The organism is Streptomyces sp. NPDC023838 (assembly GCF_040639555.1).
GTDB lineage: Bacteria > Actinomycetota > Actinomycetes > Streptomycetales > Streptomycetaceae > Streptomyces.
Map to the genome: position 1 here is coordinate 207,988 of NZ_JBFAAD010000009.1, position 16,610 is coordinate 224,597.

Annotated in this window: 17 protein-coding genes; 9 read left to right on the forward strand and 8 right to left on the reverse strand. The window is 71.4% G+C overall.

Annotation, left to right across the window (positions count from 1 at the left end):
• Nucleotide 1 precedes the first annotated feature (1 nt).
• The 4 genes from AB0G17_RS14670 to AB0G17_RS14685 all read right to left on the reverse strand — a co-directional run bounded on the left by AB0G17_RS14670 (nucleotide 2) and on the right by AB0G17_RS14685 (nucleotide 3,734).
• A complete protein-coding gene (locus AB0G17_RS14670) occupies nucleotides 2-2,260 on the reverse strand; it encodes a helicase (protein WP_361381072.1) in 2,259 nt (752 codons plus the stop codon).
• A gap of 112 nt (nucleotides 2,261-2,372) precedes the next feature.
• On the reverse strand, nucleotides 2,373-2,714 hold the full coding sequence (gene trxA, locus AB0G17_RS14675) for a thioredoxin (RefSeq protein WP_361381074.1): 342 nt from the start codon (nucleotides 2,712-2,714) through the stop codon (nucleotides 2,373-2,375).
• On the reverse strand, nucleotides 2,711-3,142 hold the full coding sequence (locus AB0G17_RS14680) for a MerR family transcriptional regulator (RefSeq protein ID WP_361381077.1): 432 nt from the start codon (nucleotides 3,140-3,142) through the stop codon (nucleotides 2,711-2,713). Before AB0G17_RS14680 ends, trxA begins: the two co-directional genes overlap by 4 nt.
• A gap of 76 nt (nucleotides 3,143-3,218) precedes the next feature.
• A complete protein-coding gene (locus AB0G17_RS14685) occupies nucleotides 3,219-3,734 on the reverse strand; it encodes an Lrp/AsnC family transcriptional regulator (protein WP_361381080.1) in 516 nt (171 codons plus the stop codon).
• 44 nt (nucleotides 3,735-3,778) lie between these two features.
• On the opposite strand from AB0G17_RS14685, the gene AB0G17_RS14690 reads away from it, so the two are divergent.
• Complete coding sequence (locus AB0G17_RS14690; protein WP_361381083.1) at nucleotides 3,779-4,693, forward strand: NAD-dependent epimerase/dehydratase family protein; 915 nt, start codon at nucleotides 3,779-3,781, stop codon at nucleotides 4,691-4,693.
• Between the two features lies 1 nt (nucleotide 4,694).
• Entirely contained in the window at nucleotides 4,695-5,582 is an 888-nt protein-coding gene (locus tag AB0G17_RS14695; RefSeq protein WP_361381086.1) for an aldo/keto reductase, read from the forward strand.
• A gap of 23 nt (nucleotides 5,583-5,605) precedes the next feature.
• Here AB0G17_RS14695 and AB0G17_RS14700 read toward each other — a convergent pair whose 3' ends face one another.
• From AB0G17_RS14700 to AB0G17_RS14710, 3 genes are all read right to left on the reverse strand, one after another.
• Nucleotides 5,606-5,950 (reverse strand): hypothetical protein, encoded by a 345-nt coding sequence (locus AB0G17_RS14700; RefSeq protein WP_361381089.1) that lies wholly within the window; start codon nucleotides 5,948-5,950, stop codon nucleotides 5,606-5,608.
• Between the two features lie 14 nt (nucleotides 5,951-5,964).
• Nucleotides 5,965-6,738 carry a DUF2127 domain-containing protein gene (locus AB0G17_RS14705; RefSeq protein ID WP_361381092.1) on the reverse strand — a complete coding sequence of 258 codons (774 nt, stop codon included), beginning with the start codon at nucleotides 6,736-6,738 and terminating at the stop codon, nucleotides 5,965-5,967.
• 72 nt (nucleotides 6,739-6,810) lie between these two features.
• Nucleotides 6,811-8,244 carry a cation:dicarboxylase symporter family transporter gene (locus tag AB0G17_RS14710; protein ID WP_361381096.1) on the reverse strand — a complete coding sequence of 478 codons (1,434 nt, stop codon included), beginning with the start codon at nucleotides 8,242-8,244 and terminating at the stop codon, nucleotides 6,811-6,813.
• A 170-nt stretch (nucleotides 8,245-8,414) separates the two neighbouring features.
• Here AB0G17_RS14710 and AB0G17_RS14715 point away from each other — a divergent pair, with 170 nt between their 5' ends.
• From AB0G17_RS14715 to AB0G17_RS14745, 7 genes are all read left to right on the forward strand, one after another.
• Nucleotides 8,415-10,007, forward strand: coding sequence for a sensor histidine kinase (locus tag AB0G17_RS14715; protein WP_361381100.1), 1,593 nt, complete (start codon nucleotides 8,415-8,417; stop codon nucleotides 10,005-10,007).
• The gene (locus tag AB0G17_RS14720; protein ID WP_361381103.1) at nucleotides 10,004-10,696 is read left to right on the forward strand and encodes a response regulator; all 693 of its coding nucleotides are present in this window, start codon (nucleotides 10,004-10,006) and stop codon (nucleotides 10,694-10,696) included. Before AB0G17_RS14715 ends, AB0G17_RS14720 begins: the two co-directional genes overlap by 4 nt.
• Before the next feature lie 116 nt (nucleotides 10,697-10,812).
• Nucleotides 10,813-12,168 (forward strand): extracellular solute-binding protein, encoded by a 1,356-nt coding sequence (locus tag AB0G17_RS14725; protein ID WP_361381106.1) that lies wholly within the window; start codon nucleotides 10,813-10,815, stop codon nucleotides 12,166-12,168.
• 35 nt (nucleotides 12,169-12,203) lie between these two features.
• Nucleotides 12,204-13,097, forward strand: a complete 894-nt coding sequence (locus AB0G17_RS14730; protein ID WP_361381197.1) for a sugar ABC transporter permease — start codon at nucleotides 12,204-12,206, stop codon at nucleotides 13,095-13,097.
• Entirely contained in the window at nucleotides 13,094-13,939 is an 846-nt protein-coding gene (locus AB0G17_RS14735; RefSeq protein WP_361381109.1) for a carbohydrate ABC transporter permease, read from the forward strand. The genes AB0G17_RS14730 and AB0G17_RS14735 overlap by 4 nt, the downstream gene beginning before the upstream one ends.
• 143 nt (nucleotides 13,940-14,082) lie before the next feature.
• Nucleotides 14,083-14,733 (forward strand): helix-turn-helix domain-containing protein, encoded by a 651-nt coding sequence (locus AB0G17_RS14740; protein WP_361381200.1) that lies wholly within the window; start codon nucleotides 14,083-14,085, stop codon nucleotides 14,731-14,733.
• A gap of 305 nt (nucleotides 14,734-15,038) precedes the next feature.
• Nucleotides 15,039-15,296 (forward strand): hypothetical protein, encoded by a 258-nt coding sequence (locus tag AB0G17_RS14745; RefSeq protein WP_361381112.1) that lies wholly within the window; start codon nucleotides 15,039-15,041, stop codon nucleotides 15,294-15,296.
• Nucleotides 15,297-15,439: 143 nt separating this feature from the next.
• Here the strand turns inward: AB0G17_RS14745 and AB0G17_RS14750 are convergent, their stop codons facing one another.
• Nucleotides 15,440-16,465: an ATP-dependent 6-phosphofructokinase gene (locus tag AB0G17_RS14750; RefSeq protein ID WP_361381115.1), complete on the reverse strand. Its 1,026-nt coding sequence runs from the start codon at nucleotides 16,463-16,465 to the stop codon at nucleotides 15,440-15,442.
• Between the last annotated feature and the right edge of the window lie 145 nt (nucleotides 16,466-16,610).

Consider the following 16,610-nt stretch of genomic DNA (forward strand, 5'->3'; position numbering starts at 1 on the left):
ATCAGCCCTCCAGCGCCTGGGCCAGCGCCTTCGGCAGCGGCGCCGAGTGCAGCACGCCCAGGCGCTGGGTGGCACGGGTGAGCGCCACGTACAGGTCGCTCACCCCGTACTCGCCCGGCTCCACCACCAGCACCGTGTCGAACTCCAGCCCCTTGGCCTGACGCGGGTCGAGCAGGACGACCGGGCGGGTCAGATCGGGCTCGCCCGGCGGGACCTCCGGGAGCGCGGCGTGCAGCGCGGGGTGGAGGGTGCGGGGCGCGACGACCGCGAGACGGCCGTCCTCCGGCGTCTCCGCCTTCACCGCCTCGGCCACGGCCTGCGCGAGGGCGCCCGGCGCCGCCTGGCGCGCCCAGGGCCGCACCCCTGTGGCCCGTACCGAACTCGGCGGCTCGAAGGAGGGGTCCACCGCGCGGCAGACCTGCGCCGCGACCTCCATGATCTCGGCGGGCGTACGGTAGTTGACCCCCAGGCGCACATGCTCCCAGCGGTCCTCCACGTACGGCTCCAGAATCCGCCGCCAGGAGCCGACGCCCGCCGGGTCGGCGGTCTGTGCGGGGTCGCCGACCAGGGTGAGCGAGCGGGTCGGGCAGCGGCGCATCAGCAGCCGCCAGGCCATCGCGGAGAGCTCCTGCGCCTCGTCCACGATGATGTGGCCGAACGCCCAGGTGCGGTCGGCGGCGGCCCGCTCGGCGGCGCTGCGGTGGTCGGCCTCCTCGTGGCGGTCCGCGAACCGCTCGGCGTCGATGATGTCGTGCGCCGCGAGCACCTCGGACTCCTCGTCCTCGAACTCGAAGCTCTCCGAGCCCGCGGAGAGGTCGAGGACGCCCTGCGCGTACGCGATCCGGTCCTGACGCTCGGCCTCGGCGGCGGCGCGGGCCGCCGAGTCGTCCTCGCCGAGGAGTTCGGCGGCCTCGTCGAGCAGCGGCACGTCGGCCGCCGTCCAGGGGCCGCCCTCGCGCCGGATCAACTCCGCGTCGGCGTCCGCCAGATGGGTCGGGTCGGCCAGGAAGTCGGCGACAAACCGCTCCGGCGTGAGCGTGGGCCAGAACTCCTCGATCGCGGCGTGCACCTCGCGGCTGGTGGCGATCTCCTTGCCGAGCTGGGCGAGGTCGTCGGGGCCCAGCAGGTTCTCGCCGCCGAAGGGGTCGGCGCCGATCCGCTCCGCGAGCTGCGCGGTGAGCGCGTCGATGATGTGGAAGGCGAAGTGCGGGCGGGCCAGGTTGTGCGGCAGCCCGCTCTCGCGGGCCTTCCAGCGGGCGTCCTCGGCCATGGCGCGGTCGAGGCTGAGCGTCCCGTACCCCTCGTGGTCGATCTCGGCGGCGATGTGCGGAACGGTCTGCCGGTCCCGCACGGCCTTGGCGAGCACCTCGGCCATGTCACTGCGCCCCTTGACCTCGGCGGCGGCCGGGGTGTCGGTCCCCTCGGCCCGCACGCCCGGGAAGAGCTCACCCATGGTGGCGAGGAGCACCCCGGTCTCACCGAGGGCGGGCAGCACCTCCCCGATGTAGCCGAGGAAGGCGGGGTTGGGGCCGACGATCAGCACGGCGCGCCGGGCGAGCTGCTCGCGGTACGCGTAGAGCAGATACGCCGCGCGGTGCAGCGCGACCGCCGTCTTGCCGGTGCCGGGCCCGCCCTCGACGACCAGGACGCCGCGCTGCGGGGCCCGGATGATTTTGTCCTGCTCGGCCTGGATGGTCTGCACGATGTCGTGCATCCGGCCGGTGCGGGCCGCGTCGAGCGCGGCGAGCAGCACGGCGTCGGCGTCCGCGCCCTCGTGCCCGGTGCGGGCCGCGTCGGTGAGGTCGAGGATCTCGTCGTGCAGCGCGGTGACCGTACGCCCCTGGGTGGTGAGGTGGCGCCTGCGGCGCAGCCCCATCGGGGTGTACCCGGTGGCGAGATAGAACGGCCGCGCCACATCGGCCCGCCAGTCGACGACGAGGGGCGTGCGTTCCGTGTCGTCCCGGCGGATTCCGATGCGGCCGATGTGGTGGGCGCGGCCGTCGGAAAAGTCGAGGCGGCCGAAGCAGAGCCCGTTCTCGCCGCCGTCGAGCGCGCTGAGCAGCCCGGACTGCTCGGCCACCAGCACATCGCGCTCCAGCCGCGCCTGAAGACCGGTCCCGACCTGCGCCAGGGCGCTGCGCACCGACACCTCGGCCTGCGCGCGCAGGTCTTCGAGGCGCGCGTAGAGCCCGTCGATGAATTGCTGCTCTTTCCGAATTTCCTCGGTTGACAATTCCGCTCCTGACGCGATACAGTGCATTCTGTAAGGGCTTTTCGCGTGCTTCCGAATGGTCGCACACGAAGAATCCACTATACGCAGAGAAAAACCCCGGCCGCAATATCGGACCGGGGCTTTTTGGTTTCTCTGGTGCTTACTGCTGCAGTACGTCTTCGAGCTCCTGCATCAGGCGGCGCTTGGGGCGCGCGCCCACCATCGACTTCACCGGCTCGCCCGCGCGGAACACCATGAGCGTCGGCATCGACAGCACGCCGTACTTCACGGTCGTCTCCGGGTCCTTGTCGACGTCCAGCTGGACGACCTTGAGCCGGTCGCCCTCCTCGAAGGCGATCTGGCTCAGCACCGGCGCGAGCTGGCGGCACGGGCCGCACCACTCGGCGGTGAACTCCACGAGCACCGGCAGATCCGCCGCCAGCACCTCCGCCTCGAAGGTCGCGTCCGTCACCACGTCCACACCTGCGGCCTGCACTGTCATATCCGCTCCTCCGTCATCCCGGTCAGTTCGCACCCGGGGGCCCCGGGCACCAGCGAATCGGCCTCCAGCTCGGCGCGGGCCGTCTCCGCGCGGGCCAGCTGGGCGCCGACCTGGTCGCGTACGGACTGGAGCTGCCCGATGAGCCCGTCGAGCTCGGCCAGCTTGCGCCGGTACACGGCGAGCGACGCGGGACAGGTGTCGCCCGCCGGGTGGCCGGCCCGCAGACACTCCACGAACGGCCGCGTCTCCTCCAGCTCGAACCCGAAGTCCTGCAGGGTCTGGATCTGCCGGAGCAGACGCAGGTCGTCCTCGTCGTACGCGCGGTACCCGTTCTCCGCCCGACGCGCGGTCAGCAGCCCGCGCGACTCGTAGTAGCGCAGCGCCCGGGTGGTGGTCCCGGCACGTGCGGCCAGCTCGCCGATTCGCATGCTGTGACGGTATTCCTTGACGCGGACGTCAAGGCAAGGGGAGCCGCCCCGGCCGCGGCCTCCCGCCCCCGCCCCCTCACTCCGGCGGCAGCAACGGCCTCCCGTCCACCGGTGACGACAGCACGATCGACGTCGTCGTCCGGCCCAGTGCCGACACCTCCGCCAGCACCTCCTCCAGATGCCCCGTGTCCGTCACCGCGACCTTGATGATCCAGCAGTCCTCGCCCACCACGTGGTGGACCTCGCGGATCTCCTGGCGGGCCATCAGCTCCAGCGTCCGGGGGTGCTTCAGGGTGTAGCCGCCGTGCGGGTTGACCCGGATGAACGCCTGGATGCCGTAGCCGAGGCGGGCCGCGTCGACGCGGGCGCCGTAGCCCGTGATCGCGCCGCCCGCCTCCAGGCGCCGCAGCCGTTCCGTGACGGCGGCGGGGCTCAGCCGCACCCGCCGGCCCAGCTCGCTCAGCTTGATCCGGCCCTCCGACTGGACCAGTTCGAGGAGCTGCCGGTCCACCTGGTCGAAGGCCGGTGAGGAATCGTGGGCCGAAGCCCTCGAACTCCGTGGTTCCTTCGGTACAGCGGACAGTTCTCCCATGTTTCCCCCTTCAGGACGCCGCCCGTCAAAGTAACACTGTGTACATGGCAAACGACATGACACAGAAGCCCCGAAACGTGCTGGTCATCGGCGGCAACCGCTACTTCGGCAAGCGGCTGCTCGCGCGGCTCGTCACCGCCGGTGACCACGTCACCGTACTGAACCGGGGGTCCTCCCCACCTCCTCCCGGCACCGGCCACCTCGTCGCCGACCGCGACGACGAGGCCGCCCTCGAAGCGGCCCTCGGTGACCGGACGTTCGACGTCGTCTTCGACCAGGTCTGCTACACCCCGCGCCAGGCCGCCGTCGCCCGCCGCGTCTTCGCCCACCGCACCCGCCGGTACGTGATGACGTCGACCGTCGAGGTGTACGAGTACGAGGACTCGGGCCTGCCCGTGCCGGAAGCCGCCATCGAGCCCGGAAGTGTCGCGGTCGACCTCCAACTCCCCTGGGACGACGCCGAGTTCCTCGGTGCCCACTACGGCGAGGGCAAGCGGCAGGCCGAAGCCGTGTTCGCCGCCGCGCCCGGCTTCCCGTACGTCGGCGTCCGCGTCGCCCACGTCCTCGGCGGCGCCGACGACTTCACCGGGCGCGTCGCCCACTACGCGGACCGCCTCCGTAGCGGCGAGCCCATCGCCGTCCCCGCCCTCAACCATCCCGCCACGTACATCAACGTCGACGAGATCGCCGACTTCCTCTTCTGGACGGCGGGGCAGGACTTCACCGGGCCCGTGAACGCAGCCTCGCACGGGCCGCTCACCACCGAGGACATCGTGGCCGCGATCGGCGGCGGCCCCGCCCGGTACCTGACGGTGCAGGTCGGCGAGGTCTCGCCGTTCTCCTTCCGGCGCTCGTACGGCATGGACAACACCCGCGCCGAGCGGCTCGGATTCACCTTCTCGCACACCGGGGACTGGCTCACGGACGCCGTGGCCGAGACGCTCAAGGGGAGCAACTGACATGCGGTACCGCACACTTGGGGATCTGAAGGTCAGCGCCATCGGGTACGGCGCCATGCCCCTGTCCATCGAAGGGCGGCCCGACGAGGCGCGCGCCCTCGCCACCGTCCACGCGGCGCTCGACTCGGGCGTGACCCTCCTCGACACCGCCGACTCGTACTACGCCCCCGGCGGCGAGCCCGGCCACAACGAGCTGCTGCTCGCCCGCGCCCTCGCCTCGTACGGCGGCGACACGTCCGACGTCCTCGTCGCCACCAAGGGCGGGCGCGGGCGGACCGACGACGGGGACTGGAGCGTCGACGGGCGGCCCGAGCACCTCAAGCGGGCCGCGAAGGAGTCGCTGCGGCGGCTCGGCACCGAGGCGATCGGCCTCTACCAGCTGCACAAGCCGGACCCGGCCGTCCCGTACGCGGACTCGCTCGGCGCCCTGCGCGAGCTCCTCGACGACGGTACGGTCCGGCTCGCCGGGATCTCCAACGCCGATGTCCACCAGATCCGGCAGGCGAAGGAGATCCTCGGGGACCGGCTGGTGTCGGTGCAGAACCGCTACTCCCCCGCCGTCCGCGACGCCGAGCCCGAGCTGCGGCTCACCGCCGGGCTGGGGCTGGCGTTCCTGCCGTGGAGTCCGCTCGGCGGCATCTCGCGCAGCTCGCTCGACGGGGAGTCGTCCGGCATCGCCGCCGACCCCTCGTACGCCGGGTTCCACGCGGTCGCCGGCGCCCGGGGAGTCAGCCCGCAGCGGATCGCCCTGGCCTGGCTGCTCGACCGCTCCCCGAACGTGATCCCCATTCCGGGCGGCAGCCGCCCCGAGTCCGTACGGGACTCGGCGGCGGCCGCCGATCTGGTCCTCACCGACGAGGAGCGGGCACTGCTGCCCCGCGACCTGTAGGCCCAGGGCCTGGCGGCTGTACGTCAGTGGCTCGTGCGGCGCCCGCGGATCTTGCGCACGATCAGCCAGATCACCAGGACGATCAGTGCCACGAAGAGCAGGAAGATCACCAGCAGGAAGATGCCCAGCTTCTTGAGGAAGCTCTTCTTCTTTTTCTTCTTCTTGGGCTTGGCGAGCGTCACATGGGACGACTTGCCGTAGGTGTGGTGCGCGGCGGCCGACGCGCCCGTCAGCGCGGGCGCCTGGGCGTCGGGCGCCGCCACCGACACCGTCCGCACCACCGCGCTCGGCGCGGCCTCGGCCGCCGCCGGTGCCACCAGGGCCGTGCCCAGGAGCAGGGCGAGTACCACTGCGATCTTCTTGCTCATCGTTCGGCTTCCCTTCACGTCGTCCCCACCAGGAGGCCCGCCGTCGCCTCGACTTCCATCAGCGACGCGCTGTGCCTCTCCGCCTCAAAGGCTGCCCGCCCACCCCGCAGGCCGAACAGGCGCTTGGAGAGCAGGATGTAGAGCACGGCGAGGATGTTGAGCCCCAGCGTGGCGATCTTGAGGTAGCTGATCTTCTCGGTGAGCTCGTAGATCTCCAGCGGCAGGAACGCCGCCGTGGCCACCACGGTCAGGTACTCCGCCCAGCGCTCGGCCCGCCACAGCCCGACCGCCTCGACGATCTCGATCAGCGCGTACACGAGCAGCGCCACGGCCACGGCCACCAGCGTGGAGTGCTTGTAGCCGAAGGACTTCTGGATGGTGCCCACGACGGGCGAGTGGTCGAGGTCGTAGTGGAAGTGCTGGAACACCGGGCGGAAGACGTCCAGGTTCTCGTCGAAGAGCCGGCGCACCGCGTCCTGGCTGTTGCTGAACTTCCACACCGCGGCCGCCACCAGGACGATGAACACCCCGCGCACCAGCCGTTCCACGGCCAGGAACCGCAGGATGAACAGGTCCCGCAGCACCTTGCCGCGCGGCACCAGCGGCGCGTCCTGTGCGGGCCCCGAGCCGTGCGGGGCGCCGAGGGCGAAGTCGCCGCAGCGCAGACAGCGCCAGGCGTCGCCGAGCCCGGTGTGGGCGCGCAGCCGCTCGCGCAGCTCCGCCTCGCTCGGCTCGTACGTCACATGCCCCCGGCGCGCACAGGTACGCCGGTCCCAGTCGATCTTCATTCCGCTCACTTTCCCCGTCACCCGCTTCCGGACGGACGCCCCGCACGGTAGTGGACACCTGTCCGGACGCGTTCAGGGGGTGGCGGGTTCCCGCGGCTCGGGAACGTCCTGAGCGGCGGCTTCCTTGGTGAGGGTGACCTCCCGCTCCTGGACCTGCTCCCGCTCCCGCTCCCGCTCCCGCTCCCGCGGCGAGTCGGCGGGGCCGTGCGCGTCGCTCGCCGCGAACGTCACCTCGTCGAACGGCATCCGTCCCGCGAGCACCTCCTCGACCCGCGCCTTGTCGATCTCCTTCGTCCAGGTGCCGACGAGCACCGTCGCCACCGCGTTGCCCGCGAAGTTGGTCAGCGCCCGCGCCTCGCTCATGAAGCGGTCGATGCCGACGATCAGGCCGACGCCGTCGACGAGTTCGGGGCGGTGCGACTGGAGGCCGCCGGCCAGCGTCGCCAGGCCCGCGCCGGTCACTCCGGCCGCACCCTTGGAGGCGACGATCATGAAAAGGAGGAGCGAGATCTGCTGCCCGGCGCCGAGCGGGCTGCCCATCGCGTTGGCGATGAAGAGCGAGGACATCGTGAGGTAGATCGCGGTGCCGTCGAGGTTGAACGAGTAGCCCGTCGGCACGGTGATGCCCGCCACCGACCGGCTGACCCCCAGGTGCTCCATCTTGGCGATCAGCCGCGGCAGCGCGGTCTCGGAGGACGAGGTGGAGAGGATCAGCAGGAACTCGCGGCCCAGGTACTTCAGCAGCCGGAAGATGTTCACCCCGGCCAGCAGGCGCAGCAGCGTGCCGAGGACCACGAAGACGAAGAGCGCACAGGTGATGTAGAAGCCGACCATGATGACGGCCAGCGACTTCAGCGCGTCCGTGCCGGTCTCGCCGACCACCGCCGCGATGGCGCCGAACGCGCCCAGCGGCGCCACCCACATCACCATCGACAGAATCCGGAAGACCAGTTTCTGGATGTGGCCGATGCCGCGCAGCACCGGCTCGCCGGCCGAGCCCATGGCCTGCAGCGCGAAGCCCACGAGCAGGGCGATCAGCAGGGTCTGCAGGACCTGGCCCTCGGTGAAGGCGGAGACCATCGTCTTGGGAATGATCCCGAGCAGGAAGTCGGCGGTGGACTCGCTGGCCCCGGCCGCCTGCTTGGCTCCCGCGTGCTTGGTCGCCTCGGTGAGGTGCAGGCCCGAGCCGGGCTCCAGGATGTTGCCGACGACCAGACCGATGGCGAGCGCCACGGTCGACATGATCATGAAGTAGCCGAGCGCGAGTCCGCCGACCGCCCCGACCTTGGCGGCCTTGCGGACCGATCCGACGCCGAGCACGATCGTGCAGAAGATGATCGGCGAGATCATCATCTTGATCAGGTTCACGAAGCCGGTGCCGATCGGCTTGAGCTCGACGGCCACCCCGGGGGCGGCGAAGCCCACGGTGATGCCGATGAGCACCGCGGCGATCACGGCTAGATAGAGATAGTGCGTGCGGTCCCGCCGGGCGGCTGCTGGGGTCACGGGGTGCCTCCTACTGATTCCGTACGCGTCCCACGTACGTGCGTCTGTGTCCCGATGGCTCGATGGATCCCCGCGACTATCCACCAGGCTGTGACGCCGGTCACCCTTGCGTGCATTTCGTTCACACGGCTTGTCCTCACCGTGATGTGCGCGGGTGCACACTGTCCGGCATGCGCATACCCCGTCCCCGCAGCCTCGCGGGCCAGCTCTTCGCCATGCAGGTGGTGCTGGTCGCGGCGATCGTGGCGGGCTGCGTGCTCTACTCGTACGTCCAGGACCGGGCCCAGGCCGAGGAGACCGCGCGGCGCCAGACCACCGCGATCGCGACCGCGGTGGCCACCTCGCCCGCGGTGGTGGAGGCGGCCCGCTCCCCGGACCCTACGGCGGTCCTCCAGCCGTACGCGGAGACCCTGCGCCACACCTCGGGCGTCGACTTCGTGGTGATCCTGGCGCCGGACGGGACCCGCTGGACGCATCCGGTGCCCGGCGAGATCGGCCGCAAGTACCTCGGTGACATCCGGCCCGCGCTGCGCGGCGAGACCTTCAGCGAGACGCACATGGGCGTGCTCGGGCCGTCCGTGCGGGTCGTCTCGCCGGTGCGCGACCACGGTCGGATCACCGCCCTGGTCAGCGCGGGCATCACCATCGACAGGATCAGCGAGCAGGTACGCGAGCAGGTGGCGGCGCTGCTCGCGGTCGCCTCCGGGGTGCTGGCGTTCGGCGGGCTCGGCACGTATGTGATCAACGCGCGGCTGCGGCGGCACACCCACGGGATGAACGCGGCCGAGCTGAGCCGGATGCACGACTACCACCAGGCCGCGCTGCACGCGGTGCGCGAGGGGCTGCTGATGCTGGACGGGCAGCGCCGGATCGCGCTGATCAACGACGGCGGCCGGGAGCTGCTCGGGCTCGGCGAGGACGCGGTGGGCAGGTCGGTGGCCGAGCTCGGGCTGCCCGCGCCGCTCGCGGGGGCGCTGCTGGCGAGCGAGCCGAGGGCGGACGAGGTCCATATGACGGCCGACCGGATCGTGGTGGTCAACACCCGCCCGGTCTCCAGCGGCGGCCGCCGGGGCACCGTGGTGACCCTGCGCGACCACACCGAACTCCAGGCGCTTTCGGGGGAGTTGGACTCCGAGCGCGGGTTCACCCAGGCGCTGCGGGCGCAGGCCCACGAGGCGGCGAACCGGCTGCACGCGGTGGTCTCGCTGATCGAGCTGGGCCGGGTCGAGGAGGCCGTCCAGTTCGCCACCGCCGAGCTGGAGCTCGCCCAGGCCCTCACCGACCAGGTCGTCACCGCCGTCGGCGAGCCGGTGCTCGCCGCCCTGCTGCTCGGCAAGGCCGCCCAGGCCAACGAGCACGGCGTCGAACTGGCGCTCACCGAGGGCAGCGCCATCGAGGACGGCCTGCTGCCGCCCACCCTGCCGCCCCGCGACCTGGTCACGGTCCTGGGCAACCTGGTGGACAACGCGGTCGACGCGGCCCAGGGCAGCGCGGGTGCCCGGGTCGCGGTCACCCTCACCACCGAGGACGAGGAGCTGGTGGTGCGGGTCGCGGACAGCGGGAACGGGGTCGACCCGGCCGCCGTGGACGCCGTCTTCGAGCGCGGCTGGTCGACCAAGAGCCCGGGGCGCGGCATCGGCCTGGCGCTGGTGCGGATGACGGTGGCGCGGCACGGCGGAAGCGTGGAGCTGTCGCAAGGGCCGTACGGGGGCGCCGAGTTCACCGTACGGCTGCCGCTGCGCAGCGAGGTGGTCGCGGTATGACGGCCGCCGACGGGCCCATCAGAGTGCTGGTCGTCGAGGACGACCCGGTCGCCGCCGACGCGCACCAGCTGTACGTCGGCCGGGTGCCCGGCTTCGCGGTGGCCGGGGCCGCGCACTCGCGGGCCGAGGCGCTGCGGGTGCTGGAGCGCGTCGAGGTGGACCTGCTGCTGCTCGACCTCTATCTGCCGGACGGGCACGGCCTCCAGCTGGTGCGCTCGCTGCGGGCCGCCGGGCACGGCGCCGACGTCATCGCGGTGACCTCGGCCCGCGATCTGACGATGGTGCGCGAGGGCGTCTCGCTGGGCGTCGTCCAGTACGTCCTGAAGCCCTTCACCTTCGCCACCCTGCGCGACCGGCTGGTGCGGTACGCCGAGTTCCGCGCGACCGCCGGGGAGGCCAGCGGGCAGGAGGAGGTCGACCGGGCCCTGTCCACCCTGCGCGCCCCGCAGCCCGCGGCCCTGCCGAAGGGGCTCAGCGCGCCCACGCTCCAGGCGGTGACCCGCACCCTGCGGTCCTCGCCGGCGGGCGTCACCGCCTCGGCTGCGGCCGAGGCCGTCGGCATCTCGCGCATCACCGCACGCCGCTATCTGGAGCACCTGGTCACCACGGGCCGCGCCGAGCGGACCCCGCAGTACGGGCAGATCGGGCGCCCGGAGCTCCAGTACCGCTGGGTCGACTCCCGCCGCTGACAAGTGACTTGACGAGCCATCAGGAGATCGCGACGGCCGACGGGCCCCATTGACCATGCCCCGGGGCGGCTTTACGTTCACCGGGCAGCCATTCGTGGCCCGAGGAGGTCGTGCCCGTGCGCCCCACCGCCCTTGCCCCACTGGTCCTCGCCACCGCGCTCGCCGCCGGTTCGCTCGCCGCCTGCGGCGACTCCGGCGGTGACTCCGCAACCGTCAAGATCGCCTACAACCGGAACACCGACAACAAGGTGCACTTCAAGGACGACTTCCTCCAGTCGATGAAGGAGCGGTTCGAGAAGGACCACCCCGGCAAGAAGGCCAAGCTCGTCCCCATCCAGGCGCCGGACAACGACTACGCCACCAAGGTCCAGCAGATGATGCGCTCGGCCAAGACCGCGCCGGACCTGGTCTACGAGGACACCTTCCGCATCAACTCCGACATCAAGGCCGGGTACTTGAGACCGCTGGACGACCAGCTGGCCAAGTGGGACGCCTGGAGCCGCTTCGTCCCCACGGCGAAGGCGGCCGCGAAGGCCGAGGACGGCAAGACGTACGGCGTCCCGGACGGCACCGACACCCGGGGCCTGTGGTTCAACAAGCAGTTCTTCGCCAAGGCGGGCCTGCCCGTCGACTGGCAGCCCCGCACCTGGGCGGACATCCTGGACGCGGCCCGCACCATCAAGAAGAAGGTCCCCGGTGTCATCCCCATCAGCGTCCTGACCGGCAAGGCGCTCGGCGAGGCGGCGGTGATGCAGGGCTTCGAGATGCTGGTGTACGGGACCGGCGACAACCCGCTGTACGATCCGGCCGCCAAGAAGTGGGTCACCGGCTCGCAGGGCTTCAAGGACGCGCTGGACTTCGTCAGGACGGTGTACGGCGAGAAGCTCGGCCCGGACGTCTCCGACGCGCTCGACCCCAATGTGAACACCCGCGTCGCCACCGAGTGGCTGCCCGAGGGCAAGCTGGCGATCGCGCTCGACGGCTCGTGGCTGGGCCAGTTCTGGGGCCCCAAGGGCGCGAAGGAGTGGCCGCGCTGGCCCGCCGTACTCGGTCAGGCCGCGATGCCGACCCAGAACGGCCAGGCGCCCGGCCGGGTCTCCCTCTCCGGCGGCTGGACCTGGGCGATCCCGCGGAAGGCCGGGAACCCGGAGCTGGCCTGGGAGTTCCTCCAGCAGATGCAGACCCCGGCCAACGCGGTGAAGTGGGACGTGGTGGACGCGCAGATCGCGGTGCGCGACGACGTGGCGAAGGACCCGGCGTATCTGAAGTCGATGCCGGGCATCGACTTCTTCACCGGCCTGGTGAAGGACACCCACTACCGCCCGGCCCTGCCGGTCTACCCGCAGGTCTCCTCGGCGATCGGCGAGGCGATGGAGGCGGTGACGACGGGTGACTCTACGGCGGCCGAGGCGGCCAAGGCCTATGACGGTCAGTTGCGAACGATCACCGGGGGTGCGGTGACTTCGCGGTGACCGGCGCGCGCCGTGGCAATCGTACGGGCCGTGCGCTGGGGGCTCTGCCTCCAGACCCCCGCTCCTCAAACGCCGGAGGGGCTGTCTTTCGCTGGCTGCCGCTGGCACCCGCCACCCTCCTGCTGCTGCTCTTCCTCGCCGGGCCCATCGGCTACTGCGTCTACATCGCCTTCACCGACATGCAGCTGACCGGCTCGTCCGGCACCAGCTTCGTCGGGTTCGCCAACTTCCGGCGGGCGTTCGCCGACCCCGGCTTCCGCAACGCGGTGTGGCTGACGGTGGTGTTCACCGTCCTCTCCTCGATCGTCGGGCAGAACACCCTGGGCCTGGCGCTGGCCGCGCTGATGCGGCACGCCTCGCGGCCGGTGCGCACGCTCACCGGGACGCTGGTGGTCGCGGCCTGGGTGCTCCCGGAGATCGTCGCGGCCTTCTTGCTGTACGCCTTCTTCCGCCGCGAGGGAACCCTCAACGCCGTCCTCCACTGGCTCCATCTGCCCACCCAGAACTGGCTGTTCGGCCTGCCGATCCTGGCGGTCTCCTTCGCCAACGTGTGGCGCGGCACCGCCTTCTCGATGCTGATCTACTCGGCCGCGCTCGCCGAGATCCCGCAGGAGATCACCGAGGCGGCGGAGGTGGACGGCGCGAGCGGGCTGCGCCGCCTGTGGCACATCACGCTGCCGATGATCCGCCGCTCCATCGGCACCAACCTGATGCTCAACACCCTCCAGACCCTCTCCGTGTTCGGGCTGATCTGGGCGATGACGAGGGGCGGCCCGGGCCGGCGCAGCCAGACGCTCCCCGTGTTCATGTACGACCAGGCGTTCCTGAAGAGCCTCATCGGGTACGGGACGGCCGTGGCGCTGCTGCTGCTCCTGGTGGGGGCGCTGTTCTCCGTCGTCTATCTGCGGCTGATGAAGGTGGAGGTATGAGGGTGCTCCGAGGCGGGCCGCGCCGCCGGACCCGGGAGCGGCTGGCCGTCGACGCCGCGCTGCTCGCGGTCGCCGCCGCGTTCGCGCTGCCGCTGCTGTGGCTGCTGCTGTCCTCGCTCGACGCGGACGCGGACCTCAGGGTGCGGCTGCCCAGCTCGCCCACCCTGGACAACTTCTCGGCGGTGTGGACCGACGAGGTCACGTTCACGCCGATGCTCAACAGCCTGGTGCTGTGCGGCGGCGCGACGGCCCTGACGGTGGTCTGCGCGGTCCTCGCCGCCTACCCCCTCTCCCGCTACCGCTCCCGCCTGACCCGCCCGTACCTGCTGACCGTCCTGTTCACCACCTGTCTGCCGATCACGGCGGTGATGGTCCCGGTGTACGGGCTGTTCGTGCAGGTCGACCTGATCGACACGGTGTACGGCACGGCCCTGTTCCTGGCCACCGCGCAGCTGCCGTTCGCCATCTGGCTGATGAAGAACTTCATGGACGGCGTGCCCCGGGTCCTGGAGGAGGCGGCGTGGACGGACGGGGCGTCGATGCCGCAGACGCTGTGGCGGGTGGTGCTGCCGCTGATGGGCCCGGGCGTGATGGTGGTGACGATCTACACCTTCATCATGCTGTGGGGGAACTTCTTCGTCCCCTTCATGCTGCTGCTCTCCCCCGACCGGCTGCCCGCCTCGGTCTCGATCTTCACCTTCTTCGGCAACTACGGCTCGGTGGTCTACGGCGAGCTGGCCGCCTTCTCGATCCTCTACTCGACACCGGTCCTCCTCCTGTACGTGGCGATCGCCCAGCGTCTGGGCGGCGGTTTCGCGCTGGGCGGGGCGGTCAAGGGGTGAGGGGCGGGTTGTGATGTACCCGATAAATCAAGCCGTACCTTCCTACGGACTGACAGGTTTGGGTGAACACACCGTGGTCATCCGTCACCCTGTGCACCTACGGTGTGCGCGTGCACCCCACCCCGCCGTTCAACGCCCCCGCCATGCGCCGTCTGCGCGAGGCGCTGGGCATGGCGCCCGGCCATGTCGCCTACGGCCTGTACGCCCAGTACGGGCTGCGGGTCTCCCCCGAGACCGTCTCCTCCTGGGAGCAGGGCTTCGCCACGCCCGACTCCCGTGAGCTGACCGCGCTGGCGGGGGTGCTGTGGTGCTCGCCGGGCGATCTGATGGCGGCGGCGGCCACGCTCCGCGAACACCGCATGGCCCGCGGCCTCAGCCCCGAGGACCTGGCGCGGCGGGTGGGCCTCGACGTGACGGCCTATCTCCGCATGGAGGAGTCGGGCCGCTGGCGCGGCAACGAGCGCCAGTCGGAGGCGCTGGCCCAGGCGCTGAACCTGTCGCTGCGCGAGTACGTCACGGCGACGGGCCAGCACGAGGACCTGGCGGAACTGCTGCGCAGCGCGGTCACCACCCGCTGGCAGGCCTACGTCCGCCCCGCCTCCAAACTCCTCCCCCTCCCCCGCCACCACCTCCAGGACGTCCTGGAGCAACTGCACACCGACTACCAGGGCCGCATGGTGTCCACGATGAGCTGGGGCACGAGCGGCTCGGCCGCGGAGTCGACGGCGGGCGACGCGGGCCGCGAGTTCCTGGAACGGATCGTGGACCACTTCTGGGCGCTGGCGCAGGTGTAGGGGCCCGGGGGTCGTCTGCGGGCCGGTGGTGGTTGCCCGCGCCCCCGGGCCGCAGACAAACGCGCAGCGGGGTGCGGTCCTGACCCGCACGGTAGCGCTGATCGAACAGACCGGTACAGCGTGGACGGCGAGCTGTGGACGGGACCGACCACGGCCTTGGTCACCGTGGCCGCGAACTGCTCCCACACGCCGAAGCCAGGAGGGTGCGGGCCCATCAACCCCGGCAAGTGCGCCTCCCACTGTGCGGGAGGCGACGACGGTGATGATGGCTAGGCTTCCTGCACCTACGGCTGAGAGGTGAGGGCATGGACGCGGAAGAGGCCCGCCAGACGGACGCCAAGCTGCGGCGGATGGGGATCCCGTGGGTGGTGGCGCCGGTGGATCCGGAGGCCCCGGCGGGGAAGTGGGGCGTGTACGACAGCGCCGAACCATCGACCCGCAAGCCCATCACCCCAGACGTGCTGGGGGATGTCATGGCGAAGCTCCGCGCAACCCGGCCTGAGTCATCAGGGAAGCGGCAGGCCCCGACGCGGGGATTCGTCCTCCTGTCCAAACAGGACTGACAAGTCGGTGGGGCCCCGGGCGGCGTCTACGTGAACGCCGGCCGGGGCTCTTGGCAACGGGCAGGGGGTGCAGCCCCGCCAGGGGTGCAGGGGGCCCAGCCCCGCGAACGGGGGGCCGGGGGCGTAGCCCCCGGGAAACCCCCTCAGAACACCGACTCCGCCTCGAACATCCGCCTCGCCGGCACCCTCTTCAGCTCGGTGACCGCCGACGCCAGCGGCGCCATCACCACGTCCGTCCCCCGCAGCGCCGTCATGTTGCCAAAGTCCCCCCGGTGCACCGCCTCCACCGCGTGCCACCCGAACCGGGTGGCGAGGACGCGGTCGTACGCGGTGGGCACGCCGCCGCGCTGGACGTGGCCGAGGATGACCGGCCGGGCCTCCTTGCCCAGGCGCCGCTCCAGCTCGATGGCCAGCCGGTTGCCGATGCCGGCGAACCGCTCGTGACCGTACTGGTCGATCGCGCCCTTCTCGTACGGCATGGCACCCTCCGCGGGGTGCGCGCCCTCGGCGACGCAGATGACCGCGAACTTCTTGCCGCGCGCGAAGCGCTCCTCGACCATCTTGACCAGGTCGTCGACCTCGAAGGGCCGCTCGGGCAGACAGATGCCGTGGGCGCCGCCGGCCATGCCGGACTCCAGCGCGATCCAGCCCGCGTGGCGCCCCATGACCTCGACGACCATCACGCGCTGGTGCGACTCGGCGGTCGTCTTCAGCCGGTCGATGGCCTCGGTCGCGACCATGACGGCCGTGTCGAAGCCGAAGGTGCGGTCGGTCGCGGAGATGTCGTTGTCGATGGTCTTCGGCACGCCGACCACCGGCATCCCGGCGTCGGAGAGCATCCGGGCCGCCGTCAGCGTGCCCTCGCCGCCGATCGGGATGAGCGCGTCGAGGCCGTAGCGCCGGGCCAGCTCCGCGCAGTTCTCGGCGGCCTCGCGCAGCCGGGCGCGCTCCAGGCGGGCCGAGCCGAGGATGGTGCCGCCGCGCGCGAGGATGCCACTGACCGAGTCCAGGTCGAGCGGGCGGAAGTGGCCGTCGAGCAGGCCCTTGAACCCGTCCTCGAAGCCGATGACCTCGTCGCCGTGGCCGGTCAGGGCGCGGTGCACGACCGACCGGATCACTGCGTTCAGGCCGGGGCAGTCGCCGCCCGCGGTGAGGACTCCGATGCGCATCGTGACTCAGTCTCCTGCTCTGTGGTGCCGTGCCCGCCGGCGCGAGGAACCGGGCCGACGACCCGATTGTCACACGCACCGCACCGGCCCCGCCCGCCCAGTACCGCCACACCGCTCCCACTGGAGGCCTTTCGCCCCTTGGGTT

Excerpts from the sequence above, each read along its gene's own strand:
- AB0G17_RS14715 (WP_361381100.1), top strand. The coding sequence starts at position 8,415 with ATGCGCATACCCCGTCCCCGCAGCCTCGCGGGCCAGCTCTTCGCCATG.
- AB0G17_RS14735 (WP_361381109.1), top strand. The coding sequence starts at position 13,094 with ATGAGGGTGCTCCGAGGCGGGCCGCGCCGCCGGACCCGGGAGCGGCTG.
- AB0G17_RS14740 (WP_361381200.1), top strand. The coding sequence starts at position 14,083 with ATGCGCCGTCTGCGCGAGGCGCTGGGCATGGCGCCCGGCCATGTCGCC.
- AB0G17_RS14705 (WP_361381092.1), bottom strand. The coding sequence starts at position 6,738 with ATGAAGATCGACTGGGACCGGCGTACCTGTGCGCGCCGGGGGCATGTG.
- AB0G17_RS14750 (WP_361381115.1), bottom strand. The coding sequence starts at position 16,465 with ATGCGCATCGGAGTCCTCACCGCGGGCGGCGACTGCCCCGGCCTGAAC.
- AB0G17_RS14690 (WP_361381083.1), top strand. The coding sequence starts at position 3,779 with ATGGCAAACGACATGACACAGAAGCCCCGAAACGTGCTGGTCATCGGC.
- AB0G17_RS14720 (WP_361381103.1), top strand. The coding sequence starts at position 10,004 with ATGACGGCCGCCGACGGGCCCATCAGAGTGCTGGTCGTCGAGGACGAC.
- AB0G17_RS14745 (WP_361381112.1), top strand. The coding sequence starts at position 15,039 with ATGGACGCGGAAGAGGCCCGCCAGACGGACGCCAAGCTGCGGCGGATG.
- AB0G17_RS14680 (WP_361381077.1), bottom strand. The coding sequence starts at position 3,142 with ATGCGAATCGGCGAGCTGGCCGCACGTGCCGGGACCACCACCCGGGCG.
- trxA (WP_361381074.1), bottom strand. The coding sequence starts at position 2,714 with ATGACAGTGCAGGCCGCAGGTGTGGACGTGGTGACGGACGCGACCTTC.
- AB0G17_RS14685 (WP_361381080.1), bottom strand. The coding sequence starts at position 3,734 with ATGGGAGAACTGTCCGCTGTACCGAAGGAACCACGGAGTTCGAGGGCT.
- AB0G17_RS14670 (WP_361381072.1), bottom strand. The coding sequence starts at position 2,260 with ATGCACTGTATCGCGTCAGGAGCGGAATTGTCAACCGAGGAAATTCGG.
- AB0G17_RS14700 (WP_361381089.1), bottom strand. The coding sequence starts at position 5,950 with ATGAGCAAGAAGATCGCAGTGGTACTCGCCCTGCTCCTGGGCACGGCC.
- AB0G17_RS14695 (WP_361381086.1), top strand. The coding sequence starts at position 4,695 with ATGCGGTACCGCACACTTGGGGATCTGAAGGTCAGCGCCATCGGGTAC.